The 24675-nt window shown below is 45.2% G+C and carries 25 protein-coding genes and 1 tRNA gene; 16 read left to right on the top strand and 10 right to left on the bottom strand.

Features of this window, described 5'->3' with window-relative positions; translation table 11 throughout:
* Nucleotides 1-26: 26 nt before the first annotated feature.
* The 6 genes from QZZ22_RS05755 to QZZ22_RS05730 all read right to left on the bottom strand — a co-directional run bounded on the left by QZZ22_RS05755 (nucleotide 27) and on the right by QZZ22_RS05730 (nucleotide 5239).
* On the bottom strand, nucleotides 27-947 hold the full coding sequence (locus QZZ22_RS05755; protein WP_292463336.1) for a polymer-forming cytoskeletal protein: 921 nt from the start codon (nucleotides 945-947) through the stop codon (nucleotides 27-29).
* A 77-nt stretch (nucleotides 948-1024) separates the two neighbouring features.
* The gene (locus QZZ22_RS05750) at nucleotides 1025-1459 is read right to left on the bottom strand and encodes a PUA domain-containing protein (protein WP_292463335.1); all 435 of its coding nucleotides are present in this window, start codon (nucleotides 1457-1459) and stop codon (nucleotides 1025-1027) included.
* 391 nt (nucleotides 1460-1850) lie between these two features.
* Complete coding sequence (locus tag QZZ22_RS05745; protein WP_292463334.1) at nucleotides 1851-3317, bottom strand: RtcB family protein; 1467 nt, start codon at nucleotides 3315-3317, stop codon at nucleotides 1851-1853.
* Nucleotides 3318-3489: 172 nt separating this feature from the next.
* Nucleotides 3490-3921: an archease gene (locus tag QZZ22_RS05740; RefSeq protein ID WP_292463333.1), complete on the bottom strand. Its 432-nt coding sequence runs from the start codon at nucleotides 3919-3921 to the stop codon at nucleotides 3490-3492.
* Between the two features lie 43 nt (nucleotides 3922-3964).
* The gene (locus QZZ22_RS05735; protein ID WP_292463332.1) at nucleotides 3965-4618 is read right to left on the bottom strand and encodes a CDP-alcohol phosphatidyltransferase family protein; all 654 of its coding nucleotides are present in this window, start codon (nucleotides 4616-4618) and stop codon (nucleotides 3965-3967) included.
* 66 nt (nucleotides 4619-4684) lie between these two features.
* On the bottom strand, nucleotides 4685-5239 hold the full coding sequence (locus QZZ22_RS05730) for an aldolase (protein WP_292463331.1): 555 nt from the start codon (nucleotides 5237-5239) through the stop codon (nucleotides 4685-4687).
* Nucleotides 5240-5340: 101 nt separating this feature from the next.
* Between QZZ22_RS05730 and QZZ22_RS05725 the strand changes: the two genes are divergently transcribed.
* Nucleotides 5341-5414, top strand: a tRNA-Thr gene (locus QZZ22_RS05725).
* A 404-nt stretch (nucleotides 5415-5818) separates the two neighbouring features.
* On the opposite strand, the gene QZZ22_RS05720 is transcribed toward QZZ22_RS05725, so the two are convergent.
* Complete coding sequence (locus QZZ22_RS05720) at nucleotides 5819-6034, bottom strand: CxxC-x17-CxxC domain-containing protein (protein ID WP_292463329.1); 216 nt, start codon at nucleotides 6032-6034, stop codon at nucleotides 5819-5821.
* A 263-nt stretch (nucleotides 6035-6297) separates the two neighbouring features.
* Here QZZ22_RS05720 and QZZ22_RS05715 point away from each other — a divergent pair, with 263 nt between their 5' ends.
* The 5 genes from QZZ22_RS05715 (at nucleotide 6298) to QZZ22_RS05695 (ending at nucleotide 11079) form a co-directional block, all read left to right on the top strand.
* Nucleotides 6298-6552: a hypothetical protein gene (locus tag QZZ22_RS05715; RefSeq protein ID WP_292463328.1), complete on the top strand. Its 255-nt coding sequence runs from the start codon at nucleotides 6298-6300 to the stop codon at nucleotides 6550-6552.
* A 100-nt stretch (nucleotides 6553-6652) separates the two neighbouring features.
* A complete protein-coding gene (locus QZZ22_RS05710; protein ID WP_292463327.1) occupies nucleotides 6653-8953 on the top strand; it encodes an RND family transporter in 2301 nt (766 codons plus the stop codon).
* Nucleotides 8950-10035: a hypothetical protein gene (locus QZZ22_RS05705; protein WP_292463326.1), complete on the top strand. Its 1086-nt coding sequence runs from the start codon at nucleotides 8950-8952 to the stop codon at nucleotides 10033-10035. Before QZZ22_RS05710 ends, QZZ22_RS05705 begins: the two co-directional genes overlap by 4 nt.
* A 25-nt stretch (nucleotides 10036-10060) precedes the next feature.
* Entirely contained in the window at nucleotides 10061-10849 is a 789-nt protein-coding gene (locus QZZ22_RS05700) for a helix-turn-helix domain-containing protein (RefSeq protein ID WP_292463325.1), read from the top strand.
* 35 nt (nucleotides 10850-10884) lie between these two features.
* The gene (locus QZZ22_RS05695) at nucleotides 10885-11079 is read left to right on the top strand and encodes a YwbE family protein (RefSeq protein ID WP_292463324.1); all 195 of its coding nucleotides are present in this window, start codon (nucleotides 10885-10887) and stop codon (nucleotides 11077-11079) included.
* Between the two features lie 86 nt (nucleotides 11080-11165).
* Here the strand turns inward: QZZ22_RS05695 and QZZ22_RS05690 are convergent, their stop codons facing one another.
* Together QZZ22_RS05690 and QZZ22_RS05685 are read right to left on the bottom strand one after the other, a co-directional pair.
* Nucleotides 11166-11354: a hypothetical protein gene (locus QZZ22_RS05690; RefSeq protein ID WP_292463323.1), complete on the bottom strand. Its 189-nt coding sequence runs from the start codon at nucleotides 11352-11354 to the stop codon at nucleotides 11166-11168.
* 153 nt (nucleotides 11355-11507) lie between these two features.
* Entirely contained in the window at nucleotides 11508-11699 is a 192-nt protein-coding gene (locus QZZ22_RS05685; RefSeq protein WP_292463322.1) for a CxxC-x17-CxxC domain-containing protein, read from the bottom strand.
* Between the two features lie 410 nt (nucleotides 11700-12109).
* Here QZZ22_RS05685 and QZZ22_RS05680 point away from each other — a divergent pair, with 410 nt between their 5' ends.
* From QZZ22_RS05680 to QZZ22_RS05645, 8 genes are all read left to right on the top strand, one after another.
* The gene (locus QZZ22_RS05680; RefSeq protein WP_292463321.1) at nucleotides 12110-12631 is read left to right on the top strand and encodes an N-acetyltransferase; all 522 of its coding nucleotides are present in this window, start codon (nucleotides 12110-12112) and stop codon (nucleotides 12629-12631) included.
* A 177-nt stretch (nucleotides 12632-12808) separates the two neighbouring features.
* The gene (locus tag QZZ22_RS05675) at nucleotides 12809-15244 is read left to right on the top strand and encodes a PAS domain S-box protein (RefSeq protein ID WP_292463320.1); all 2436 of its coding nucleotides are present in this window, start codon (nucleotides 12809-12811) and stop codon (nucleotides 15242-15244) included.
* Between the two features lie 68 nt (nucleotides 15245-15312).
* Entirely contained in the window at nucleotides 15313-16605 is a 1293-nt protein-coding gene (locus QZZ22_RS05670) for a TIGR00341 family protein (RefSeq protein ID WP_292463319.1), read from the top strand.
* Between the two features lie 93 nt (nucleotides 16606-16698).
* A complete protein-coding gene (locus QZZ22_RS05665) occupies nucleotides 16699-17511 on the top strand; it encodes an ATP-binding cassette domain-containing protein (RefSeq protein WP_292463318.1) in 813 nt (270 codons plus the stop codon).
* A 133-nt stretch (nucleotides 17512-17644) separates the two neighbouring features.
* On the top strand, nucleotides 17645-18907 hold the full coding sequence (locus QZZ22_RS05660; protein ID WP_292463317.1) for a UbiD family decarboxylase: 1263 nt from the start codon (nucleotides 17645-17647) through the stop codon (nucleotides 18905-18907).
* Nucleotides 18908-18935: 28 nt separating this feature from the next.
* On the top strand, nucleotides 18936-20123 hold the full coding sequence (locus QZZ22_RS05655) for an aconitase X catalytic domain-containing protein (RefSeq protein WP_292463316.1): 1188 nt from the start codon (nucleotides 18936-18938) through the stop codon (nucleotides 20121-20123).
* Entirely contained in the window at nucleotides 20113-20526 is a 414-nt protein-coding gene (locus QZZ22_RS05650) for a DUF126 domain-containing protein (RefSeq protein ID WP_292463315.1), read from the top strand. The genes QZZ22_RS05655 and QZZ22_RS05650 overlap by 11 nt, the downstream gene beginning before the upstream one ends.
* A 1-nt stretch (nucleotide 20527) precedes the next feature.
* Nucleotides 20528-21634 carry a TIGR04013 family B12-binding domain/radical SAM domain-containing protein gene (locus tag QZZ22_RS05645; protein ID WP_292463314.1) on the top strand — a complete coding sequence of 369 codons (1107 nt, stop codon included), beginning with the start codon at nucleotides 20528-20530 and terminating at the stop codon, nucleotides 21632-21634.
* Between the two features lie 38 nt (nucleotides 21635-21672).
* On the opposite strand, the gene QZZ22_RS05640 is transcribed toward QZZ22_RS05645, so the two are convergent.
* Entirely contained in the window at nucleotides 21673-22431 is a 759-nt protein-coding gene (locus tag QZZ22_RS05640; protein WP_292463313.1) for a YkgJ family cysteine cluster protein, read from the bottom strand.
* 166 nt (nucleotides 22432-22597) lie between these two features.
* On the opposite strand from QZZ22_RS05640, the gene QZZ22_RS05635 reads away from it, so the two are divergent.
* Both QZZ22_RS05635 and thsA read left to right on the top strand, forming a co-directional pair.
* A complete protein-coding gene (locus tag QZZ22_RS05635; protein WP_292463312.1) occupies nucleotides 22598-22771 on the top strand; it encodes a DUF5350 domain-containing protein in 174 nt (57 codons plus the stop codon).
* Nucleotides 22772-22967: 196 nt separating this feature from the next.
* Complete coding sequence (thsA, locus tag QZZ22_RS05630; RefSeq protein WP_292463311.1) at nucleotides 22968-24617, top strand: thermosome subunit alpha; 1650 nt, start codon at nucleotides 22968-22970, stop codon at nucleotides 24615-24617.
* Nucleotides 24618-24675 lie beyond the last annotated feature (58 nt).

Here is a 24675-nt window from a genome sequence, read left to right as displayed (position 1 = left end):
TGGAATTGCCAAATTGTGATCATATTTCAAATATTAAGTTGCATCAATTGTTTTTCATTGAGAACTTTTTCATCTTCCCGTTCGAACACGATACCACCGGAAGCACGCATAATACCGTCTACGCGGGCGCTCTCGTGTATCTTAATGGTCTGTGCATTGATCTCACCCAGCACATGGGTCTTTTCACTGATGTACACATTACCTCTTGAAACGATATTTCCATGGATTATATTATTTCTGCCCAGCATAACGTCATGGATAGTGCGGATGCTGCCATAAAGAATTGTATCATTTGCCATTTCAAGAGAAGTTGCGCGGATATTACCTACCAGCCTGCAACCACTCCCGATAAGAGCTTTTGATGGCACCCTGATGGAATCCATCGATATCTTGGAGCCATTTGGAATGATCATGCTATTGATGCTGACAGTCTCCTTATCATCCTCGAACAATTCGCTCAGGGCTTTTTCCACTTGCTCGTCCTTGCCAAGCCGTAACAACTCACTAATGTAAAGATAAAGATAGACAATAACAGGTACAGGATTACGCACCACGATCCAGCCTTTAGCCTCAAAACCTCCGTTGATCTTGACATCATTACCAACATCAAGGTCCCCTTTTACCACTAGCTTGCCCTCTATAGTGACAAACTCACCGATATAGGCATTGGTATCGGTTTTGAGATTACCTCCTATACGAGACCAGATATCAACCCTCACATCGGACCTGGAAATCAGGTCTCCCGCTACCTCTACCCTCTCTCCTAGTATAGAGGAATTGGATATTATGCCATACCTGATATCGGAATGATTACCTACGATCACATCCCCGTCTACTACGATGGTGTGCTCTTCCATTCTGGTCTTATCAGGAACCACGAATGTCTTAAAAACATCCTCTTCTATGTTCTCGCGTTCCGGAGACTGGCTTGATTCTGTCGGGGTCATGAGTCGTAGTGGATAATATAAGCTCCTGCTTATATTATTTTTCTCATATTTAATACAGATAGTATATTAACATACCCTTATGCCTGGTCCCTGCCCCTTCTGACATCAACGGCCATTCCCCTGTCAAGAACAATGATCTCTCCAGGTGATAAAAGAAGCTGGCCCGTTGCAAGCAGGTCATCTGATTCATTCACAACAATCACTTCGTCACCCGCCCTCATTTCGGAATCGATGCCAATTACATGTTTTGCAAAAGCAGTCTTTCCCTGGGAGACGAATGGGACCGCATCTTCACACACCACAACTCTTTTTTCAGGCATTGGGAAGAGACCGTGTAATAAACGTGCACCCTCCATACCAAGGGTAAACATGCCGTCGCTGGCACGTACTGTTGCGACATGGTTGTTATTGTTAAATACCTGCCTTACACGCTTGGTCTTTGACAACTTAAAAGTGACACCTTCCGGGAAAAGAATCTTCCCACAGCCTTTTCCGAACTGGAAGTCTGCCATTATACGAACTCGGGTAATATTTTTATCGCTTGTCTGCATAGGTGATATAAATAAAATATAAGTCTTAAATTCATAGCGGTCAGTCGGGAGAAGACATCCCGGGAAAAACAAAAATAGTATATAAAGAATATCGAACAGATTTATATATAATAATGACCAATTATATCCTGAGGAAACGAGAAAACTGCTTGTAGCTGTATTCAAAGGTATAGTAACTGTAACCAAGCAAAACCATTCATCCCCTCAAACACATCTCGTTTCCTCATTGCTCAATATGTGGCTTCTTTTAAACTTACTATTCAAAGAGCATCGGCTTTGCAGACAGGATATGCCAATCTGGCCCCAGCCGGTGAAAATAGTAAAAAAGAAAAAGTATTGTCCCTATAGCCCGTTAACCTTTGATCACTCCCATTGGCAGGAGTCTTGCAACCTTTGTTGCGATACCAAGCTCATGCACAACGTCCACTACTTCACTGCTGGACTTGTAAACTTCAGGAGCCTCTTCGGCTATAAGGGAGGGCTGCGAAGCACGGACCTGGATACCTTTCAGGCTTAGTTCTTCACGGATCTGCTCTCCCTGTAGATCCCTTTTTGCACTCTTGCGGCTCATTACACGACCTGCACCATGACATGCGCTTCCAAAGCTGATATCCATTGACTCCTTTGTACTGCGCAGCACATAGGAAGCGGTGCCCATGCTCCCGGGGATGATCACAGGCTGGCCAATGGTACGATAAACCTCGGGAAGGTCAGGATGGCCCGGAGCAAAAGCACGGGTTGCACCTTTGCGGTGTACGTACACTTCGGTCTTTCTCCCGTCTACGTCATGTTCTTCAAGCTTGGCAATGTTATGCGCCACATCATAGACAAGATCCATACCCAAATCGCCAAATTCTTCTGCAAATGTCTTTTCGAATACTTCACGTGTCCAGTGCATGATCACATGTCTGTTCACCCAGGCATAGTTTGCGGCACATAGCATAGCTTTGAAGTAATCCTGGGCTTCGGGGGACTGTGCAGGAGCACATGCAAGCTGTTTGTCAGGCAGAGTAATGTTGTACTTTCTTGAAGCCTGTGTCAGCACCTGCAGATGATCTGTGCATATCTGATGACCGGCACCACGTGAGCCGCAATGGATCATAAAAGTGATCTGCCCTTCCCTGAGGCCAAAGGCAGAAGCTGCCTCCTCATCATATATCTTATCTACATATTGCACTTCCAGAAAATGATTGCCGCTTCCCAGTGTCCCTAGCTGCGGTCTTCCCCGCTTACGGGCCTTGATACTTACTTTGGAGGGATCCGCACCGGGTATCTTTCCAGCGCTCTCACAGTTATCAACATCCGCCTTTACCCCATACCCATTGTCCACCGCCCACTGAACTCCATTGACAAAGATATCATCCAGTTCAGCGTCAGAAACCCTGATGCGACTCTTGGAACCTACACCAGTGGGAATAGCCTCAAATAGATCATCCAGAAGTGTTGAAAGCTTAGGACGAACATCATTTTCCGAGAGATTGGTGCGTATGAGACGCACACCACAGTTTATATCAAATCCCACTCCACCGGGACTGATGACTCCCGTCTCCTTATCGAATGCAGCAACTCCCCCTATAGAGAAACCATAACCCAGATGTGCATCCGGCATTGCCATGGAGTATTTCAGTATCCCGGGCAACGTGGCAACGTTTGCCACCTGGTCTATAGTTTCTTTTTCCAGAATGCTCAACAGGTGCTCTGAAACGAATATTCGTCCGGGAACACGCATTCCCGGCATGTAGTCTATAGGTACTTCCCATATGTTGTCGTCTATCCTTTTAAGCACATTAAAGACAGAACTCTCATTTTCCTCTGACATTGATTATTCCTCGTGATGAATTTGTGTAATTTGAACTATATGCTGTGAGCGTATGAACATGTTGATGATAGTGAAAGGAGACAATTCCGAACAAAGGGCTCTGAAAGTTCAGAAGTCCATCGCAGGCGAAATCAGGCAATATCTTATTGCCAGGTTGACAAAACCGCATTTATCAGGTATCCACCGTTGCCTGTATCATCCATCCACCAGACATTTTTTCGATCATCATGCCATTATATGTGGCCGCCTTGACCTCGGTGCCAAACTTATGTTTGGAAAGATTTATCTCTTCGCCCACAGCCCTTGCAAATAGGCGGCAACCGTCTTCGTCCTGTTCAAGCTTGTCCACTATGAATTTTGCAAAGACAATACTTTCCACTTCAAAAACGAATAATATCTCAGAAAGCCAGTTGAAAAGCAGGCTTTCCATATCCTCGGAGTTCAGTTCGATCTCACGGGAAATTTTTGTTGACACTGTGGAGGTGTCAATCATAACATTGAACATTGCAAATGCAGCGTTTTCAAAAACCTCCTCCAGAGATTTTCCATAAGCTCGGAACTTAGCATCTGCAGTATGTTCCAGATATTCGAATCTATTATCCATCAGAAAAACGCTCCTTATCAATTTGCATGACATTATTACCGAGTCAATCGTCTTTATCGGAATCGGCAGAGGGGACATTTAATTGTTTCCAGATATGAAAGATTCTCTGGAATGCCGTTATGTGGCTTCCTACGCCAATTATCAGTATGATCCACCCAAGAGAAGATAAGCCATAGACCTGTGAAGGATATATGGCATACACCACCGTGGCCAGTATAATGAGTATCAAGCGGTCTGCACGCCCGATAATGCCACCATAGTACCGCCCGAGATTAAGGGCCTGGGCCTGGGTCCCCAGATAACTTGTTATCAGGACACCTACTATTGTCATTACCCCTATCTGCCACTGGACATGGCCGCCGAAGAATATGCCGCAGATTATGAAAGAATCAGCATATCGATCGATGACATGATCAAGGAAATCACCTTTGGCACTTGATATGCCCAGGTAGCGTGCCATGACGCCATCCATTGCATCGAGCAGAGAGTTCAGGGCTACCATCAGGCCTGCGGCAAGTACAATCAGTGGACCGTATCCAGGCTCACGTCCCGAGTAATAGAAAAGAAGGCCCGAAAAAACTGCAAACACAAGAGACAAAGCGGAAACAGTGTTGGGAGATACGCCTACATCTGCTGCAGTCTTTGCCAGGGGTTCCAGATATTTGAGGGCAAGCGGTCTGAGGGCGTTTGAGGTCATGAATACGTACCAAATGTCTTCTATTCCAATTTAATCCTTTCCAGAGTTAGGGAGTTCTAAACATGTTCAGTGCCTGCTCGCCAGATCGTACCAGTATTTTATCTTGCAGGAGTGCTCCACCTGGGTCGTCAGAACGTATGCCTCGTCAAGGACACGCCCTATAGCGAATGTTCCGTGGCTGTACAGGATAGCCGCCTTACATGATGCGAGCGCCTGGGACATGTTGGTCGCAAGCTCTTCAGAGCCGATACCACCCCTCACTATGGGAATCTCGCCCAGGAAATATTGTCCTTCACTGTCCTTCGGCTCGATTACCTCCCCTCGCGCAAGCAGGGACATGGTGACCGCGAACGGACAATGTGCATGTACAATAGCAAGTGCCGGAGTGCTCTTATAGATAGCCCTGTGCACGATAGCCTCGGAGGATGCTATGACATCAAGTGCACAAGTCCCGCCAAGAAGAACTTCAACGACATTGTTCTCGTTTATCTCATCCAGAGAGCTGCCACTGCGAGTAATAACCATCATGTTCCCAACCCTCACGCTGATGTTCCCGAAATGGGATTCCACAAGCCCGCTGTCCACAAGTTTTTTACCGATCCTCGATATCTCACGCCACATAGGACACCTCCGGTCCCGGATAACCATAAAATTTATCTGCTATCATGCTATGTAAGGGAGTACATCGCATAAATAAGTGCGGAGCATATTTTTCACAGAATGCCTCGGTGGCTCAGCCCGGCAGAGCGAGTGACTTGTAATCACTAGGCCGCGTGTTCAAATCACGCCCGGGGCTTCTAATTTTTTTTAAAGAAAACCATTCCTGTAATTTTGATTAAGACTACTTGGTTAAATTGAAATTCTCACATATAGCAACTTATTGATGTAAAGCTAGTACTTGAAAAGAGATTTACTTGATTTTTCTTGCCTTATTTGGCCCTTCTGTAAGTAAAACAGATATTCTGACCTTACATTTTAGAAAGATTCTGAATAAAACAGATCCAGATAATTATATAATTTTTGAAAACTTGAAAATACCATATTTTTAATTCATATAGTATCAACCAGTAGACGAATTAGTGATAGTTAAAAACGGGGTTCAGAAAAACAAATCCAAAAAAGTTCATCAGGCAGATACGGATCAGCCGGAGTTGATCTTAGCATCTACCTTTTTGCTATAAATTATAGCAGTACTATAACTTAGTATCTTGCTGGTCTGTGCTTCTGGTAGCAGTCCCTGCAGTATACAGGTCTGTCACCGGATGGCACGAAAGGCACTTCAGTTTCCTGTTTGCAGTCTGCACAGACTGCCTTGTGCATTTCTCTTGGGCCGCTTGGCCTGAATCCACCGCTGCCACCGCTTCCGCCTCTGCTGCTTCCGCCTCTGCTATTTCCGCCTCTGTTATCGTATCCCATTATTTTATTTCTCCTTGATTTTATTAGTTCGCTCAGCAGAAGCCGAGATCGAGAATATTCGCATGATTAGTTTTACCTGGGATTAGCCAGGTACCTCATTATGATACGACTAACTCTAATTGTCCGAGCAATTGTTAAAAGAAGCATACAATGATGAATAATTCTTTATTAAATCCTTGACCAATCGAACTAGCTGTATCAAACACGCCATACTATATAAACCCGATGCCATCAATAATCTTTCCTGATAAAAGTGGCAATAGTTGACTGCCGAGAATATGGAGAAACCTGTGCCTGAGAGAAGGTGTTCCAAAAATGCGGGCATAGAAACGCACCATGGAATAGTACGCTTTACAAGCGAGTCCACCCGGATAGTCGGGGACCAGAGGATCAGAACAAATTGCATTGCAATCGCAACCGTACCAAAACCTCTAATGCTTAACATACCCGGCGAAGAATATTTTGTTACCAGCGAGCAATTTATGAAAATAGAAGATATCCGGGGAAACATAGTCTAGATATATACAATCTGGAGATGGTATTAATTTTGAAAATACCTCACATCTGTTATTATCCACAAGGTAGATATATTGTTAGTATTGTATTACTAACATTATCATGTCTGCAAAAGTAATATATAAAAAATTAGGGGCATTGATAGAAAAATGGCCCAAGGCAATTATTTTGCTAGCTATCGTCATGATGTTTGTGTCACTCTACGGTGCAGGCATGATAGAACACAAGAGCGGGACCGATACTTTTGTGGAAAAGGACTCGGAAATCTATCAGAACTACGATCACCTGTACAAGCAGAACTTTGGCAGCGAAGTCATAATCGTTATGGTTGAATCGGAGGACATAAGAGACGCGGAGATACTGAAGGCTATTGACAACTTTGACCATATTATTGAAAGAGACAAAGATGTTAATGCCGTAATGAGTATGGCAACACTTCTCAAGAGTGCAGCCTACTCTGCAACAGGCCGCTCCGAAATACCCAGCCAGGCCACCATAGATGCACTAATCGGTAAACTGCCACAGGCATACGTTGAACAATTGATGCCCGATGACCAGCACAGCATGATTATGATCCAGATGCCGGGAAACATCGATGAAACAAACAAGAAAAGGCTTCTGGCAGAAGTTGAAAGGACCCTGGAAGTTGTGGACTTCCCGGCAGGCACCACGGTTACAGCCACAGGTGAGCCTGCATTCATAATAGCAATGTCAGAGGAGATGAGTTCAAGTCTCACAAGTATGTTAGTCCTCGCATTCATCCTAATGATATTCGCCCTTCTCATGGTGTTCCGTCATGTCAGATGGTCCCTGCTTCCGATACCCGTAGTCCTTATAGGACTTATCTGGACTTTTGGTGCTATGGGATTCCTGAGCATCCCTATGACTATGGCATCAATGGCAGTATTCCCTATACTTATAGGCCTGGGGGCAGACTATGCGATCCAGTTCCATAACCGCGTGGAAGAAGAACTTGCAAAGGGCGAGTGTGCCGAAGAAGCCATTATTAATACCATTAAGCACACCGGCCCTGCAGTAGGCATAGCTGTCGTGGCAACCTCACTGGGCTTTATCGCCCTCTTAATTTCACCGGTCCCTATGATACAGGACTTCGGAAAGATGAGCCTTGTAGGAGTTATCCTTTGTTACCTTGTCTCCATGTTCGTTCTCGTCCCCTTATTATATATTCTTGACAGACGGGCTGTGAATAAGGAATGCAAGGGAAAAAAGATCACTACAAAGCAAATCGAAGGAAAAGGCTCTTCCTTTGGGAAGTTTCTTGCCAGGACATCCATGCTGACTGCAAGACATCCCATATTTGTCATTGCGCTTGCATCCATCCTGGCAGTTGGAGGACTGTATGCTGACGAGCATGTGGGAGTACAGACCGATACAAAGGACTTTGTACCGCAGGACATGAAGGCATTACAGGACCTGAACAAACTGAACCGGGTCATGGGAGGGACAGACCAGATCAATGTTATCATCAGGGCCGACGACATCATGGACCCTGGCATGATACAATGGATGGTCGATTTTGGAGAATTCGAAGAGCAACGTCACGACCACATCACCGGATCGAACAGCATTGGATCATTGATTTACTCCGGTTATGGATCAGTACCTTTGGACACAGATACGATAGTTTCCATTACCGATAGCATGTCCCCCATTATCACTGGCCAGTACATAGAAGGCAGGAACCTTGGCATTCTTAACCTGAAACTGAAGAGTGATCTTACAACAAATCAGATGGCAAGTACTATTGAAGAAATCAAGAGCGATTTGCAGTGGTACACGCCACCTCCGGGAGTAGCGGTAACCGTTACGGGATCCAATGTAATGTCAACATCTATTATAGGTGCCCTTACATCAGGCAGGACTGCCATGGGCTATCTGGGGATGGCAATCATCTTCATCGGCATGCTGTTCATCTATAGAGACTGGATAAAGTCCGTAGCAACAATACTGCCTATAGTGATGGTCACGGGATGGCTTGGAGGCGTGATGTTCCTCCTTGATATGAAGTACAATCCGCTGACCGCCACGCTTGGTGCTCTTGCAATCGGCATAGGTGCTGAATTTACGATACTTATGCTAGAACGATATTTCGAAGAACGTGAGAAAGGACTGGAACCCTTTGACGCTATGGAGACGGCTGCGTCCAAGGTCGGACCTGCAATCCTCGCATCCGGCTTCACCGTAATATTCGGTTTCTCAGCCCTTGTGATCTCATCATTCCCGATGATACGTGATTTTGGAATCGTTACAGTAATAGCTGTGGCATTTTCCCTTTTCAGCACGATCATTGTCCTGCCACCAATAATGGTCAACCTGGACAGATGGAGAGAAGGACGCAAAACATCAGAAAAACATGTAGAAAATAATAAGGTGAGTATATGATAACTATGAAGAATGTAAAGTTGCTTACGATCACAATCCTGTTGCTCAGTTGTATGCAAATAGCATCTGCAGGTATAAACGAGGAAGTGGTCTCCGAAATTGCAAGCGATTACTACGATGTTTATGGAGCCCCTCACCTGGAGGCAAACCTCGCATGCGACAAGGTATTCGAGAGAGGGGAAACAGCCACCCTTTATGTAAATATGATGAATGACGGACAGATCACAGGATATGAGGCAAACGATAAAGAAATAGATGACGATATTGCCCAGTATGGTGAAACCCTTACCCGATCATTTATGGCAAACGAGCTTCTTTCCGACAGGGCTATCACAACGGCAGACTCCATTACGGCAAGACTTTCAGTTGTTGACCCGGATGCCCCTATAAAGATAAAGCTTGATACTTTGCTCATGGGTTCATTGAGTACAGGTAAGTCCCTTTCATCACCCGCAGCTTTCCCCATTGAGATATATGACAATGCAAAAGCAGGCACTTACAACCTCCAGCTTGATGTATCCTACAGGCACCAGAGGGATTCCGCTGTCACTCCTCCGTATGGTGATACTTACTACTGGTACGAGGATCTGAATCAAACCATGTATGTGCAGATCGTTATTGAGGAAGAGTCCTATTTCAAAGTGATGAACACTGAAGCAGATCTGCAGGCAGGCGACAAGGAAAGAATTACGGTGACATACATCAACACCGGAGATCAGGTAGCACGTGAATGTATTGCAAGGATAAGTGTTGTGGACCCTTTCACTACCACAGACGATCAGGCCTACCTCGGAGATATGTACCCCGGCGAATCAAAGAATGCAACATTTGATATGAAAGTCGCAGATGATGCAACTGCAAAAACGTATTCCATCAGCAGTGAAATAAAATACAAGGATGTGCACGACAAAAGCCAGTATTCGGAGGGGCTCAAAGTGGCTGTGGATATCGGGCCTGCCACTCCCCCAGGAGAAAAAGTGAAAGATAATGCTTCCGTTATAATCGGACTCCTGTTCATGGTGGGCATTATCGGCACACCGGCATATATGATCTCCAAGAAAAAAAAGAGAAATGATAAATAAGTGAGTAATACGTTATAGTAGAATAATGAACGCATTGATAGAGTCACTTCAGCAACTTGGCCTGACTTCCTATGAAGCAAAAGTGCTTATTGCGCTTACACAGTATGGAAGCGGAACTGCAGCAGATATCCATGCACTTTCAGGTATCCCGCGCTCTGCTGTATATGGCGTTATCACCAAGCTCAAAGATAAAGGAATAATCGAGACCCAGAATACCAAGCCGATGCGCTACAAGTCAATAGCCCCTGACAAGGTTATTGACATGCTGAAAGAAGATTATGAAAAGGCAGTCCGTTATTCCCTGGAACAACTTGAAGAAATATATCATGCAGAGGACGGACAGGCAGAAGAGGATGCAGTATGGAATATCAACGGCGTGAAGAATGTCAATGACAAAATAATCCGGATGCTGGAGTCAGCCCAGAAAGAAATCATATTTGCATCTTCATATACCCCTCTGAATAGAGTTATTGAAGTATATCCTATAATGGACAGTATAAAACAAACAATTCAGAATAAAATCAAAGAGGGAGTAAAGGTAAAGCTAACCGCACGAAATAGAAGTTGGATAGGTGATATTGAAAAAGAGTTCCCGGGTGCGGAGGTAAGAGTATATGAGGCAGAGAAATCACACCCTTTGAAAGGAGGGATACTTGTTGTCGATGACACGGAGATTCTTATAATCACCATAAAAGATGAGAGTATTCCCCTGAACATCGCGGCCACCTGGTACAACGGGAAAGAACAGGTCCATATTTTCAAGCATTTCATCGAAGTCGAATGGGAAACATCCAGCCCGATAGAGCATGGATGAATGCTTTTATAATAGTCATGTGATTACATTGTACTATGAACAGCGGTACTGCCAGGAACAATATCAAGATAGGATCCAATGTGGGAATAGTTCTCAAGCAGGACCAGAGAAGCGGGAAGATAACCCGGGGTATTGTAAAGAGAATTTTAACAAATTCACCGACCCATCCACATGGGATAAAAGTCGAACTGGAAAATGGAAGTATAGGAAGAGTGAAAGAGATATATTGAGAATGTGGAAGCACTCTATTTTGAAATAGCAGCATCGCTAATCAAACGATATTGTGCACAGTTTACACTAGTAGCCTTATAAGGGCCTATCCATTTGTAGTATAGCAGGCAAAACTCTTTTTGCAGCTGGTGCATCTGGATGCAGACTTATAGGTTGCTCCAAAATCAGCCGGAATCTGGGAATCCATTGAAACACAGACGATACGCTGTCCCGAAGGTATTGTCGCAAGGATCTGGGTCCCGCATCCCGGGCATAATACATTTTCAATTTTCATTCCGCATTTCCTTGATTTATTAAACCATGTAAGTTAATGTAGTATCATAAAAGGAAGATACTTAAAAAAGGCATTCAGGCAAATTGAAGATCAGGAATCAGAGATTCTGCCTCGATATCTGCCCAATATTTAAAATAAATTAGAGGATGAACTCTAATATCTTGCTGGTCTGTGCTTCTGGTAGCAGTCCCTGCAATATACAGGTCTGTCTGCAGCTGGGGCAAAAGGTACTTCTGTTTCCTGTTTGCAGTCTGAGCAAGTTGCCTTGTGCATCTCTCTTGGACCGGTTGATCTGAATCCACCGCTGCCGCCTCTGCTGTCTCCGCTTCTGTTATCGAATCTCATATTTGATTTCCTTTATTTTGTTCTAGTTCGCCCCGAAAGTTATCGGGATCGAGAAATTTCGCATGACGAATTCGATTTGACTTTAACCAAATCTACCTTTCGATACGGTTTACTCTTCACTGTCCAAGCAATTCACTAAAAGAAGCACATAATAATGATAATTCTTTACTAAATCGTTGAGCAATCGAACTGATAGGTAATAAACAACACCATAATATATAAAGTAATTGCCCCCAATCAAAATGTGTCATGCACTTAAACTAACCAACTGAAATTCACAGAAATATTATAATCGGCCAGGGCCGGTAATTGGAATTCATAAAGATTGGACGTCCAGACATAAAAATCATTTACTTACAAAGAGTATTAACTTTCCAGGGAGCTACAATTTAAGTTCCTCAGGTAATCCGATGGAAAAAAGAACTATCCGAAACGCAGGACCCGGAGACATCGAGCAGATAATGCTCATAGAAAGCAGCTCGTTCCATGAGACCATCCGTGAAAACAGATCAGTTTTCCTGGAGAGGATAGCATTCTTCCGGGAAGGATTCCTGGTCCTGGAAATAGATGACCATGCTTGTGGATATATTTCTTCGGAAATATGGGACTACTCAGAGGACATCACTGCTACGAGTTTCATTTTGAACCACAAGCTGAGTGAGATTCATACCACTACAGGCTCAGAACTTTACATCTCCTCCATCGGCATCCTGGAGGAGTACCGTGGAAAAGGTTATGGAAATCTGTTATTATCAGAATTGTCACGCCGTATGATTGAAAAATATGCAATCTCAAGCATCATTTTGCTTGTCTCTGCAAACTGGAGTGCTGCGAGGAGAATTTATGAGAAGAATGGTTTTGAAGAAATGTGCAGGATTCCCGGATTCTTTGATAACGGAAGTGAGGGAATTGTAATGCGCAAGCATCTATAAGTCTCCCAATTCTCAATTGTAGGGTTCAAAAGTAATAAAAGAGTATTATAACAAAAGAGTATTTAATGTTAAATTATAAATATATACAAATACAAACATAGTGCATATTAGAGTCTATAAAAGATACAGTTCTTGCGGGTATCCCGTCATAAAAATGCTGATTCTATGAACCGGATCATGACATCTTACGAAATCGAGAGACTGCTGTTGCCTCATTCTGCAGAAGAGGATAAATATCGAAGCTTTCTGGACGAATTACCTGTCGGCATAGTTTCATGCAATATAGAAGGGAATATCATCGATGTGAACAAAGCCCTTCTGACCTTATTAGGTTCCCCTTCCGCAGAAGCCACAAAACAAATCAATATGCTGACATTCCCATCACTTGTCGCATCAGGCATATCAGCAACTATTAAAGAATGTTTCGAAAAAGGGATGGTTACCCCTATTGAAACATCATATTGTTCAAGATGGGGGAAATGCCTGTTCCTTCGGTTTAAGGTAGTCCCCCGTTTTGATTCCACCGGAAATATCATCGGCTGCTATAGCATAGTGGAAGACGCAACCAAAGCAATAGAAACAGAAGGAGCTCTTGAAAAAAAGTTCCGGAAAGAAAAACTTATCTCATATATATCCGGCAGGTTCATAAACAGCACGTTGAATGATATTGATCTCGAGATCAGTAATTCTCTTGAATTGATGGCTAAGTTCCTTGATGCGCAACGTGCTGTCCTGTACTCAGATAACAAGGACCAAGACTATATGACAAAGTCCCACGAATGGCATGCTGAATGTCTCCATTCATATGTGGGAATAAAAGAAACGATAAAAAAGAATACATGGGTATCAGAGCAATTTCATAAACAGTTGATTGTCAGTGTTCCCGATGTCAAGCAATTTCCTGATGAAGGCAAGTTGATAAAAGAAGAATTTGAAAAGATGGGGATAGTATCAATTGTAATGGTACCCCTATTCTATAAAAGTATATTTAAAGGATTTATAGGAATAGATTCGGTAAACAAGAAAAAGGAATGGGATGAATCCGAGTTTTATTTATTGAAACTTATCGGGGAGATGATCACAAGCCTTCTTGAACGCAAATCTACGGAAAGCCGACTGTTAAGTAAAGAGGAAGATTACAGAAAGGTAATCAACTCCATTGATACCATCATTTGGAAGACAGATGTTGACAGGGAAGGAAATTTCATTAATCCTTATGTTTCCGCGCCTGCAGATAAGATACTCGGGCTTCCCGGAGACTCTATCGGAACGAACTGGTACAAATATTTCTCATCAATACACCCGGAGGATAGAAATATACTTTTAAGCCTTCTTGGGTCTGATTCCATCAACACAGGAACCACAGAGAATCTGGATTACCGGCTCATCGGAAGTGATGGCAATATCTTCTGGATGAACTCCACAGCAACTGCCTGTATTCTGGAAGATGGGAACATACAGTTGTTTGGCACTACCCGCAACATAACAAAGCAGAAGGTCGCAGAAGAAGAACTCAGCAAAAGTGAAAGAAAATACAGGTCCCTTATAGAACAATCAAATGACGCAATCTTCATAAACAAGCTGGATGGACAGATCATCGAAGTCAATAGCAGAGCCTGCAGGATGATGGGGTATACCCAGGAACAACTGAAGAAGATGTCAGTCATTGACCTGATGGTTCCGGATGAAAGGGAAAATGGATCACAGGTATTGGAGACTTTTAAAAAACGAAGGTACGTGCAGGGTGAAACAAGGTATCTTACCTCAAAAGGTGATGTCCTAGATGTAGAGATCAGTGCATCAGTGCTGGAAGGATACGAGGACACTGCCCAGGCAGTTGTAAGAGATATCACCGAACGCAAAAAGGCAGAAGAGATCATGCTCCTGGCAAAGATAGAGGCTGAATCTGCAAACCGTAGCAAGAGCGAATTCCTTGCGAGTATGAGCCATGAGTTGCGCACCCCCCTTAACTCCATAATCGGCTTTTCAGACATGCTTTCAGAAGGCTACGCAGGATCTCTTAGTGAAATTCAAAGAAAATATTCCCAATATATCTCAACAAGCGGAAAGTATCTGCTCACACTCATTAATAACATACTTGATATTGCCAAGATAGAGAACGGTAAAATGGAACTGGAGCTTGAACATTTCACCATGGATGAAGTGTTTGAGGATGCTGAAAAACTGGCAGGTCATCTGGCCAGGAAGAAGAATATCAAGTTACAAATCCAGAAATTAGAAAACATTGAACTCTTTGCAGATAAGATCAAGATTAAACAGATAATATACAATCTTCTCAGCAATGCCATAAAATTCACTCCGGACAATGGAGAAGTAAACCTCCTGGCAGCAGTAAACCACAATAGAATTAAGATATGCGTAAGAGACACTGGCATCGGCATATCTGAAGAGGATCTGGATCAGCTTTTTGTGCCATTCAAACAAATCGACAGCCAACTCTCACGCCAGTATAATGGTAGCGGACTTGGACTATCCATTGTAAAGAAACTCGTGGAACTGCATGGAGGAGATATCAGTGTTGAGAGCGAAGTAGGGGAAGGGAGTACCTTTGCTTTTACTATACCTCTGATTTCATCAGCAAAAAAAGCATAAAGTAAAGTATCTTTCTTGCTTAACAATGTTTCATGTAAGAATATATCTTTCTCAGACACAGTATAAATATGCGAATAGTCCAGGTACTTATCCCTAATGGAAAACGGGAGCCTGTACTGGCTTTACTGGATGAGGAGAATATCGATTATGCAGTGTGGGAAGAGACCGGGAGGAGAGACTTTGAGGCCCTTGTGCAGTTCCCGGTGCCACCTATAGGCGTTGAACCTGTACTTGATAAGCTTCGCAAGGCCGGTGTCAGCAGGGACACATATACTATTGTGTATTCTCCCGAGATGGTTGTTTCCACACGCATCGAAGCACTGGAAAAGCGTTATTCAGGTAAACGCATAGCCAGGGAGGAACTTACAGCACGCGCAGAAGAGCTGGCACCTGCAACCTCTACATTTTTTGCATTCCTGATTCTTAGCACTATTATTGCCACCGGAGGACTGCTGCTCGACTCAGCTGCAACCATTATCGGAGCTATGGTCGTTGCTCCTCTTATGGGACCGGCTGTCTCTGCCAGTGTAGGAACTGTCCTGGATAACCGAGAGCTTGCATCACGAGGGATAATGTTGCAGGTTACCGGCCTTCTTGCAGCGATCGCAGTTGCCGCAGTTATCGGGATTATCATCCAGAATACGATCCTTGTAGCTCCCGGACTCGACATCCGTGAAGTGCCCCAGATAGCCGAGCGCACAAGCCCGAATTTCCTGTCCCTCTTCCTTGCCCTGGGCTCAGGACTCGCCGGTGCCCTCAGTATCATGCGTAATGCAGGATCTGCTCTTGTAGGAGTTGCCATTGCCGTGGCTCTCATACCACCTGCTGCAACTGCAGGACTTGGCATTGCATGGGGTCTTCCGGGAGTTGCTGTCACTGCTTCCGTGCTGGTGCTTGTGAACCTTCTTGCCATTAATGTATCTGCACTGATCCTTTTCTGGATCTCAGGCTACAGACCGATGGAAGTGACTGCTGTCGGAAGTGCACGTTCAGCCGTGATAGTCCGCTCAGTTACCCTTGTTGTCGCCATTGCTATCCTCTCTATTGTCCTTGGACTGGTCACCTATTCCACCTACCAGTCCAATCTTTTTGAACAACAGGCAAAGCAGGAAATAAAGCTCATGTATGAGGAATCCGGCTATGCTGGACAGGGAGTTATTCTCTCAAATATCAATGTTGAATACAGGCCTGCCGACCTCCTGCTTGACAATCCACCCATAGTAACTGTTATCATGGGTTATCAGGCCGGACAGGTCATCCCTCCTGACATAGCCAGCCGTGTAGATGAACACCTGACCAGTGCCACCGGCAGGGATGTCCGGGTCAGGGTAGGATTTGTAGAATCACAGCAGACAGCCTGAAATAACAAGGTATGCTTTCCTGCAAAACTTTATTAGTGTGAATCAGGTTAACAGGAAAAAGAATCCTATCCTCAAAGAACCGTGTGATTGAAGATGCCTTCAACAAAAATAGCAGCAGACCTGAAAATACCACTTATTGAAATGAGGAATGTGACAGTATCCAGAAATGATCGGAAGATACTGGATTCCATCAGCCTGAAGATATGCAAGGGAGAGAACATTGCTATAATAGGACCTAACGGTTCGGGGAAATCATCCCTCGTCAAGGTGATCACCGGGGATTACCGTCCGCGTGCAGACAACAGGAACATGGTTTTCAGGATAAGGGGGAAAGAAACCTGGAACCTGTTCGACCTCAGAAGCCTTCTGGGAATTGTGTCAGGAGATCTTCAGCTCGATTACAACAGGGACATCAGTGGCTTTGAAGTCGTACTCTCGGGTTTCTTCAGCAGTATCGGAATCTACTCCAACCATAAAGTGAAGCCGGAAATGATACATACGGTTTACGAGGTAATGAAGTTCCTGGAAATATCCCACCTTTCAGACAAGCTCATATCGGAGATGTCCACCGGGGAAGCACGGAGAATACTTATAGGCCGGGCACTCGTCCATGACCCGCATATCCTTGTGCTGGATGAGCCTGCAAATAGCCTGGATATGAAAAGCCATCACCAGTTCAGGGAACTGACCCGCCGGGTAGCCTCCTATGGTAAGAGCATTGTTCTTGTGACCCATGATCTTGGAGATATAATTCCCGAAATAAAACGGGTGGTACTCCTGAAGGATGGAAAGGTCTTTGCAGACGGAGGGAAGGATGAAATTCTTAGCGAAGAGAATCTGTCGCTCCTTTTCGGGCTTCCTGTGAAGGTTGCAAGGAACAACGGCTACTATCATGCGATATATTGACCTTTGAGCTGTACCGTCACCCAAAAGAAGGTTTTTCCTGGAAAAGCGCGGTCTTACTATTCTTCCATTTTTAAGATAATGATTTAAGGCACAATTCCCATTATCTATCCATAATCGTAATACGGATGATACTATGCGGGAATTCATCGAAAAACTCAAAGAGACAGGGAAGCTTGTCGAGATCACACGTCCAGTTTCAAAGGTGTTCGAGGCTCCAAGGATAGCAAAGCAGACACCTGCCCCTGTGCTTTTCCATGACATCAGCGGAAGTCGGGCCATAATGAATGTCCTTGGTTCCAGGGAAGAACTTGCGGCGATGTTCGGCGTGGATAAGGACAGGATTATACAGAAACTTTCTGAGATAAGCCCTGACGGAGAAGTCGTATTGGTAAAGGACTCGCCCACAAAGGAAGTGGTGGAAACCGAAGTGGATCTCACGAAGCTCCCCATTATGACGCATTTTGAGAAGGATGCAGGGCCCTATATTACTGCAGGCGTGGTTGTTGCTGAGTACGGAGGTGTCATGAACGCAGCAATTCACAGGCTTCTTGTGGTGGATAAGAACAGGATCGCTGCAAGATTGGTGGCCCCCAGGCACACCTATGTAATGCACAGGAAAGCTGCCGAGAAGGGAGAGAAACTGCCTGTGGCAATAGTCATCGGCGCCAATCCGGCGGTTACCTATGCTTCCACCACACGGGTGCCTTCGGGAAAAGAGTTCAATTATGCTGCGGCGCTTATGGGCAAGCCACTCGAGGTCTTTGAATGCAGTAATGGTATAAAGGTTCCTCACGCCGAGATAGTGCTTGAAGGGTACATCGATCCGGAAGAACGTGTTGATGAGGGTCCATTCGTCGACATAACCGGCACCTACGACCTTGTGCGAAAAGAGCCTGTCATCCACATAACCAGGATATTGCACCGTAAGGACCCTATATACCACGGCATCCTTCCTGCAGGACCTGAGCACCTGCTAATGATGGGAGTACCTTACGAGCCCAGGATATACAAGGCAGTGAGCGAGGTCACAACTGTGAAGAACGTAGTCCTCACAGAAGGCGGGTGCTGTTACTTGCACGCAGTTGTCCAGATAGAGAAACAGACAGAAGGCGATGGTAAGAACGCCATCATGGCGGCATTTGCCAGCCACACCAGCCTCAAGCACGTGGTCGTGGTGGATGAGGATATAGATATATTTGACATTAAGGATGTAGAGTTCGCCATAGCCACCAGGGTAAAGGGAGACATGGATATTATGATAATACCCCATGTTCGCGGCAGTTCTCTTGATCCAAGGGGAGCGCCGGACGGCACAACAACAAAAGTCGGCATCGATGCGACAAAAGTACTGGCAGAGGCGGCAAACTTCGAAAGAGCGGAAATGCCTCCGCAATAATCATATAATAACTGCGTGAAAGATTACCATGTATCTTACAAAAGAAGAAGAAAAGACCCTGGAGGGCGAGTATGGCGAGACGCTGCGCAAGGCCATGGAGATCCTTGTGGCATTAGGCGAGATATACGGTGCCGACAGCCTGATACCAGTCAGGAGCGCCCAGATAGCCGGAGTATCCTATAAGACAATAGGCGATGCCGGACTGGAATGGATATCCGATCTTAAGGGGAAAGCCAGGATACCTGCGATACTCAACCCTGCAGGCATGGACATGATGCGCTGGCAGGAAATGGGCATTGAAGCGGACTTTGCGAAAAAGCAGCAGGACATCATTGCTGCCTATGAGAGTCTTGGCATCCGTACAAAATGCACCTGCACACCATACTACCTGGAAGGATTTGATGTTGGCTACGGTGACCACTTGGCGTGGAGCGAATCTTCAGCAGTTTGCTACGCAAATTCAGTGATAGGAGCAAGAACAAACAGGGAAGGTGGACCCTCTGCACTGTCAGCAGCTCTTGTGGGCAAGACTGCTAATTATGGATATCATCTTGAGGAGCTGCGGGAGCCGGTCATATCTGTCACAGTTGGCTTTGAACTTTCGGGGGCTGATTATGGTGCACTTGGATACGTGGCCGGAAAGGTCATCGGGAACAGGGTGCCAATATTCTATCTGAAAGGGCAACCATCAGAAGATGAGATGAAGTCGCTTGGCGCCGCGCTTGCAGCTTCAGGAGCAGTTGCGCTTTACCATGTGGAAGGCATTACACCCGACGCGATCAGGTATAAGTATGAAAGGCCTGATGAAAATCTCACGATTGAGAAAGAACAGATATTGGAAGTTTACGAAACCGGAAAAAGCGGAGGAAGCTCGCTGGATACTGACATAATCACTCTGGGATGCCCGCACTGCTCACCCGCTGAACTGGAGAACATTGCAGGATTGCTTGCCGGTAAGCAGGTCAGCAAGGAGATGTGGGTATGCACTTCAAGGGAGGTCGCGGGAAGATATCCTGACCTTGTGAAAGATATCGAGAAAAGCGGAGCAAAAGTAGTGTGTGATACCTGCATGGTGGTGTCCCCTGCTACCAACAATTACCAGTGTATGATGGTCAACTCCGGGAAGGCTCTTGCATACGTCCCCAGCATGTGCGGTGTTGCCTCAAGGTACGGAAGTATTGAGGAGTGCATCAGGGAGGCGGTGCATGATAATTAAATGCAGGAAGATTTCCAGGGGTGTTGCAGAGGGGCAGGTGCTACTTACACAAGAAGCGATATCATTCCTTGGCAATGTTGATCCTAAGACAGGAATCATAGTCGAGCAAAAGCACGAACTTTTCGGGCAGTGTATCAAGGATAGAGTACTTGTGTTCCCTCACGGGAAAGGGTCTACAGTAGGTTCATACGTACTTTACCAGCTAATAAAGAACAATGTCTCACCCGCTGCTATGATAAATGTAGAGTCCGAACCTATAGTCGCAGTAGGGGCGATAATATCGTGCATACCTCTTGTTGACAGGATGGAGCAAGATCCTTTCAAGGTCCTGAAGAACGGAGATATTGCCAGGGTTGACGGCACTTCCGGATTGGTGGAAATTCCTGAAGGATCAGAATTGTAACATGGACATCAATCTTCGCTGGGATAATAAGAACTCCTATAGTTTTGCTGCACTGGCACCCCTTCTTCCCGGGGCACAGAAATCTAAAGGTCCCAGAGACGGGATAATGATCTACAGTTTTGCAAGCAGGCAGAAGGAATTTGTTTTTAAGGAAGTCACCGGAGCAGATACTGATTCGGTTTTCATAGCAGGAGGACCTCACCCTTCAGGCGCACCTGAAGAAACTCTTCGCCATTTTGACTACGTGGTAGTAGGAGAAGGAGAAGAGACCCTGCCCGAGCTTATAAAAGCGATCATCACCGGTGAAGACATATCTGAGGTGAAGGGTATCGCATACAGGGATAACAAAGGGAGTGCTGTTTTCACAGCATGCAGGGAGCCTGTTGACCTGGATAAATATCCCTGTTTTGATCCCGGTATCGCCATGGCCCCCATGGAGATAAGCAGAGGGTGCCCTTTCAGATGCAAATACTGCCAGACCCCGCGTATATTCGGAGGGAAGCTCAGGCACAGAAGTATCGACTCGATTGCGGAGTGGGCAAAATACTTCAAGGACATGCGATTCACATCATCCAACGCGCTTGCATATGGAAGTGACGGAATCCATCCACGGTTTGACCGGGTGGAGAAATTACTCTCAAAGCTGCGCAGTATCCAAGGCAAGAACATTTACTTCGGCACATTTCCCTCAGAGGTCAGACCGGAGTTCATTACCAAAGAGTCTATCGGACTTATCACCAAATATTGTGACAATACACGGCTGAACCTTGGTGCACAGTCCGGCAGTGAAGACGTTTTGAGGGATATCCTGAGAGGTCACACTGTAGAAGATACGTACAGGGGAATCGAACTGTGTTTTGATAGTGGCATCATCCCTGTAGTAGACTTTATCGTAGGTTTCCCGGATGAGACAGAAGACGACCAGAACAAGAGCCTGGAAATGATAGAATGGATATGCAGGAAAGGTGGCACGGTACATGCGCATTACCTTACTCCCCTGCCCGGGACGCCCTATGAAAATGCTGTACCTTCTCCTGTCAATGACAGTTTCAAACGTGTGCTTGGGAAACTGGCAATGGAAGGGAAAGCCACAGGGTCGTGGGGATGATAGAAAAACAGGCTGGCTTCCCCAACGGAATACAGGAGTTATAATGAGATATTATTTCCGACGTTGTTATCTTCAAATACGCCGTTGAAAAAGACAAATACCTTTATTTGACCACCTTTGTTGAATTTCCTCATTTCCCGGTCATACACACTCTGGACATATTTCAGTTTGTTCTTCTCAAAATGCTGCTTTGATTTTTCTAAAAAGGCTATTTTCTGGACCAAGAAGGCCTGTTCATAAGTTTTTATTTCCCTTGCTAGCGTTTTACACTCTTCATCGCTTATATCGTCATGATAGCAGCCGTGCAGGTCCAGCCCGCTGATCTGCCTCCAGCCGATATTGCCTTTTTCATCAGCTTCCATATGAAGCATATAAGGATACAATCTGCATATGAACGGGCGTCTGTCATAGATAGTGCAACGCTTCTCACGGAGGAAGATGCATGAACCATCTTTTTGTGTTTTCAGCGCATAGCCCGATACATAGAAGTTCCCATGTTGATCGCATAACTCATAGTATGGTGCAGGTTCAACTGCGTTTGGGTCTGCCTCTCTTACGGACTTCAGGTCTTCATCCAGCAGGAACACATGGTCATTGAATTCCTGTGTGCAGCAGCGCGCACAAAGATCACATTTGAAACCAACCTCTTTTATAATAGCGATGAGTTCTTCATCGGGATAAGCCTGCAATGCTTTTAGCTCCTCGGCGGCCGATTCCATCTGTATGTCTATTGCTTTGCTTAAGGTTATCAACTCCTGTGTATGCATACCTGCATAGATGGTTCGGATTAAAAGCAATTTTGGTCTCAGTCAACCTCTATATTTCCCGTAAGGTTTAATAACAAGCATCACATCTAAAGGTAAACTTAGAACGAGAATGACCAGCCGTATTGAATGCTGGCGTTATTGGGCATCATTTGCTTATCTTGTTTATCTTATAATCAGATTTCACAGAGGATTTATAATGGGTAAAACTGGCAGTATTGAATGGGTCAAGGTAAAAGGCCGCAAGGGTAGAACAATAAAAGTACAGAAGTCCAAAGGGATCAAGGCTCATCCGGGTCCGGCACAGAGGTATTCCTCAAACGGCACCAAAAGGAGATTCATGCAGAGATCTCCAAAAGCAATTGTAAGGTGAGTTAGTCTCACCCTTTTTTCTTCGTTTTTTATAAATTCCCGTGTTTTCCCGAGTTGTTTCGCTATTTACTGTTAAGTCTGCTTTTTTGAAGAATAGCACACGTTCATCGATACGCTTATATAGAACAACATTCATTAGAAAACGTCAGGAATTTAGAATTATTCCATAATTTCCAATAACAGGAGGATAGAAATAAATGGCAGGACAGATGGCTGGACAGCCGATTTTCATATTAAGAGAAGGAAGCCAGAGAACTAGAGGCAGAGAAGCACAGAGCAATAACATCATGGCTGCAAAGGCAGTCGCTGAAGCTGTTAGGACAACATTGGGTCCCAAAGGAATGGACAAGATGCTTGTTGACAGCCTTGGAGATGTTGTTATCACAAACGATGGTGCAACCATTCTCAAAGAGATGGACATCGAGCACCCCGCAGCAAAGATGATCGTAGAGGTTGCAAAGACCCAGGATAATGAGGTTGGAGACGGAACCACTACGGCGGCAGTCATTGCAGGGGAACTGCTCAAGAAGGCGGAAGAACTTATCGACCAGGACATCCACCCCACCATTATTGCATCCGGTTACAGGCTTGCTTCCGAGAAGGCCGCAGAGATTATCAAGACATTGGCAAAGTCAGTTACAAAGAATGACAGAAGCGTACTGTTGAACATTGCCGGCACTGCCATGACAGGCAAGGGAGCAGAGGCAAACAAAGACATACTTTCTGAAATCGCTGTTTCAGCCATGATAAGCATTGTTGATGAAGACAACAAGGTCGACATGGACAACATCAAGGTTGAGAAGAAGGTAGGCGCACGCATCGAAGAATCAAAGCTCATAGAGGGTATGATCATCGATAAGGAACGTGTACACACCAACATGCCAAAGAAGGTCGCAGATGCAAAAATAGCACTCATTAACACTGCTATTGAGCTCAAGGACACAGAGGTTGATGCAGAGATATCAATCACATCACCAGAGCAGCTCCAGTCATTCCTTGATCAGGAAGAGAAGATGATCAAGGACATCGTCGAGAAAGTAGTTAAGAGTGGTGCAACTGTAGCTTTCTGCCAGAAAGGTATCGATGACATGGCACAGCACTACCTTGCAAAAGCAGGCATATTTGCGGTAAGACGTGTCAAGAAGAGCGATATGGAGAAACTTTCAAAGGCAACCGGCGGCAAACTTGTCACAAACCTTGATGAAATCACTCAGGCAGACCTCGGTTACGCTGCACTCGTAGAGGAAAAGAAAATCGGTGGCGACGAAATGACCTTTGTCACAGGCTGCAAGAATCCAAAAGCAGTATCTATCCTTCTGCGCGGCGGCACAGAGCATGTTATCGACAACATTGAAAGGGCGCTTCACGACGCTTTGAGAGTGGTCGGTGTAGTCATAGAGGACGAGCAGCTTGTAGCTGGCGGCGGTTCACCTGAAGTTGAGGTTTCACTCAGGCTCCAGGAATACGCATCAACCCTCAGCGGTAGAGAACAGCTTGCTGTAAAGGCCTTCGCAGATGCTCTTGAGATCATCCCGAGGACCCTTGCAGAAAATGCAGGTCTTGACCCCATAGACATGCTTATGGAACTGCGCTCACACCACGAAAAGGGCCAGAAAACAGCCGGACTCAATGTATATGAAGGTAAAGTCATCGACATGTGGGAAGCCGGAGTAGTTGAGCCACTCAGGGTAAAGACCCAGGCTATCAACGCTGCTGCAGAATCCGCAGTCATGATCCTGAGGATCGACGACATCATCGCATCCAGACAGGGACCTGGCGGACCATCCGGTGCTGACATGGTACCAAACATGCCACCAGGCGGAATGCCCGGCATGGAAGATATGTAAATATCAGGAAACTGAAAATATACAGGGCGCAGAATAGTTCTGCGCTGCATCCTTTTTT

Origin of the sequence: Methanolobus sp. (genome assembly GCF_016278365.1) — an archaeon.
Taxonomy (GTDB): domain Archaea; phylum Halobacteriota; class Methanosarcinia; order Methanosarcinales; family Methanosarcinaceae; genus Methanolobus.
Note: the sequence above shows the minus strand (reverse complement) of the source record. Positions and strands in the feature narration are given on the sequence as shown.

What these genes read in the sequence shown, in the direction of transcription:
- QZZ22_RS05755 (WP_292463336.1), bottom strand. Translation starts at nt 947, where the DNA reads ATGACCCCGACAGAATCAAGCCAGTCTCCGGAACGCGAGAACATAGAA.
- QZZ22_RS05750 (WP_292463335.1), bottom strand. Translation starts at nt 1,459, where the DNA reads ATGGCAGACTTCCAGTTCGGAAAAGGCTGTGGGAAGATTCTTTTCCCG.
- QZZ22_RS05745 (WP_292463334.1), bottom strand. Translation starts at nt 3,317, where the DNA reads ATGTCAGAGGAAAATGAGAGTTCTGTCTTTAATGTGCTTAAAAGGATA.
- QZZ22_RS05740 (WP_292463333.1), bottom strand. Translation starts at nt 3,921, where the DNA reads ATGGATAATAGATTCGAATATCTGGAACATACTGCAGATGCTAAGTTC.
- QZZ22_RS05735 (WP_292463332.1), bottom strand. Translation starts at nt 4,618, where the DNA reads ATGACCTCAAACGCCCTCAGACCGCTTGCCCTCAAATATCTGGAACCC.
- QZZ22_RS05730 (WP_292463331.1), bottom strand. Translation starts at nt 5,239, where the DNA reads ATGTGGCGTGAGATATCGAGGATCGGTAAAAAACTTGTGGACAGCGGG.
- QZZ22_RS05720 (WP_292463329.1), bottom strand. Translation starts at nt 6,034, where the DNA reads ATGGGATACGATAACAGAGGCGGAAATAGCAGAGGCGGAAGCAGCAGA.
- QZZ22_RS05710 (WP_292463327.1), top strand. Translation starts at nt 6,653, where the DNA reads ATGTCTGCAAAAGTAATATATAAAAAATTAGGGGCATTGATAGAAAAA.
- QZZ22_RS05705 (WP_292463326.1), top strand. Translation starts at nt 8,950, where the DNA reads ATGATAACTATGAAGAATGTAAAGTTGCTTACGATCACAATCCTGTTG.
- QZZ22_RS05700 (WP_292463325.1), top strand. Translation starts at nt 10,061, where the DNA reads ATGAACGCATTGATAGAGTCACTTCAGCAACTTGGCCTGACTTCCTAT.
- QZZ22_RS05695 (WP_292463324.1), top strand. Translation starts at nt 10,885, where the DNA reads ATGAACAGCGGTACTGCCAGGAACAATATCAAGATAGGATCCAATGTG.
- QZZ22_RS05690 (WP_292463323.1), bottom strand. Translation starts at nt 11,354, where the DNA reads ATGAAAATTGAAAATGTATTATGCCCGGGATGCGGGACCCAGATCCTT.
- QZZ22_RS05685 (WP_292463322.1), bottom strand. Translation starts at nt 11,699, where the DNA reads ATGAGATTCGATAACAGAAGCGGAGACAGCAGAGGCGGCAGCGGTGGA.
- QZZ22_RS05680 (WP_292463321.1), top strand. Translation starts at nt 12,110, where the DNA reads ATGGAAAAAAGAACTATCCGAAACGCAGGACCCGGAGACATCGAGCAG.
- QZZ22_RS05675 (WP_292463320.1), top strand. Translation starts at nt 12,809, where the DNA reads ATGACATCTTACGAAATCGAGAGACTGCTGTTGCCTCATTCTGCAGAA.
- QZZ22_RS05670 (WP_292463319.1), top strand. Translation starts at nt 15,313, where the DNA reads ATGCGAATAGTCCAGGTACTTATCCCTAATGGAAAACGGGAGCCTGTA.
- QZZ22_RS05665 (WP_292463318.1), top strand. Translation starts at nt 16,699, where the DNA reads ATGCCTTCAACAAAAATAGCAGCAGACCTGAAAATACCACTTATTGAA.
- QZZ22_RS05660 (WP_292463317.1), top strand. Translation starts at nt 17,645, where the DNA reads ATGCGGGAATTCATCGAAAAACTCAAAGAGACAGGGAAGCTTGTCGAG.
- QZZ22_RS05655 (WP_292463316.1), top strand. Translation starts at nt 18,936, where the DNA reads ATGTATCTTACAAAAGAAGAAGAAAAGACCCTGGAGGGCGAGTATGGC.
- QZZ22_RS05650 (WP_292463315.1), top strand. Translation starts at nt 20,113, where the DNA reads ATGATAATTAAATGCAGGAAGATTTCCAGGGGTGTTGCAGAGGGGCAG.
- QZZ22_RS05645 (WP_292463314.1), top strand. Translation starts at nt 20,528, where the DNA reads ATGGACATCAATCTTCGCTGGGATAATAAGAACTCCTATAGTTTTGCT.
- QZZ22_RS05635 (WP_292463312.1), top strand. Translation starts at nt 22,598, where the DNA reads ATGGGTAAAACTGGCAGTATTGAATGGGTCAAGGTAAAAGGCCGCAAG.
- thsA (WP_292463311.1), top strand. Translation starts at nt 22,968, where the DNA reads ATGGCAGGACAGATGGCTGGACAGCCGATTTTCATATTAAGAGAAGGA.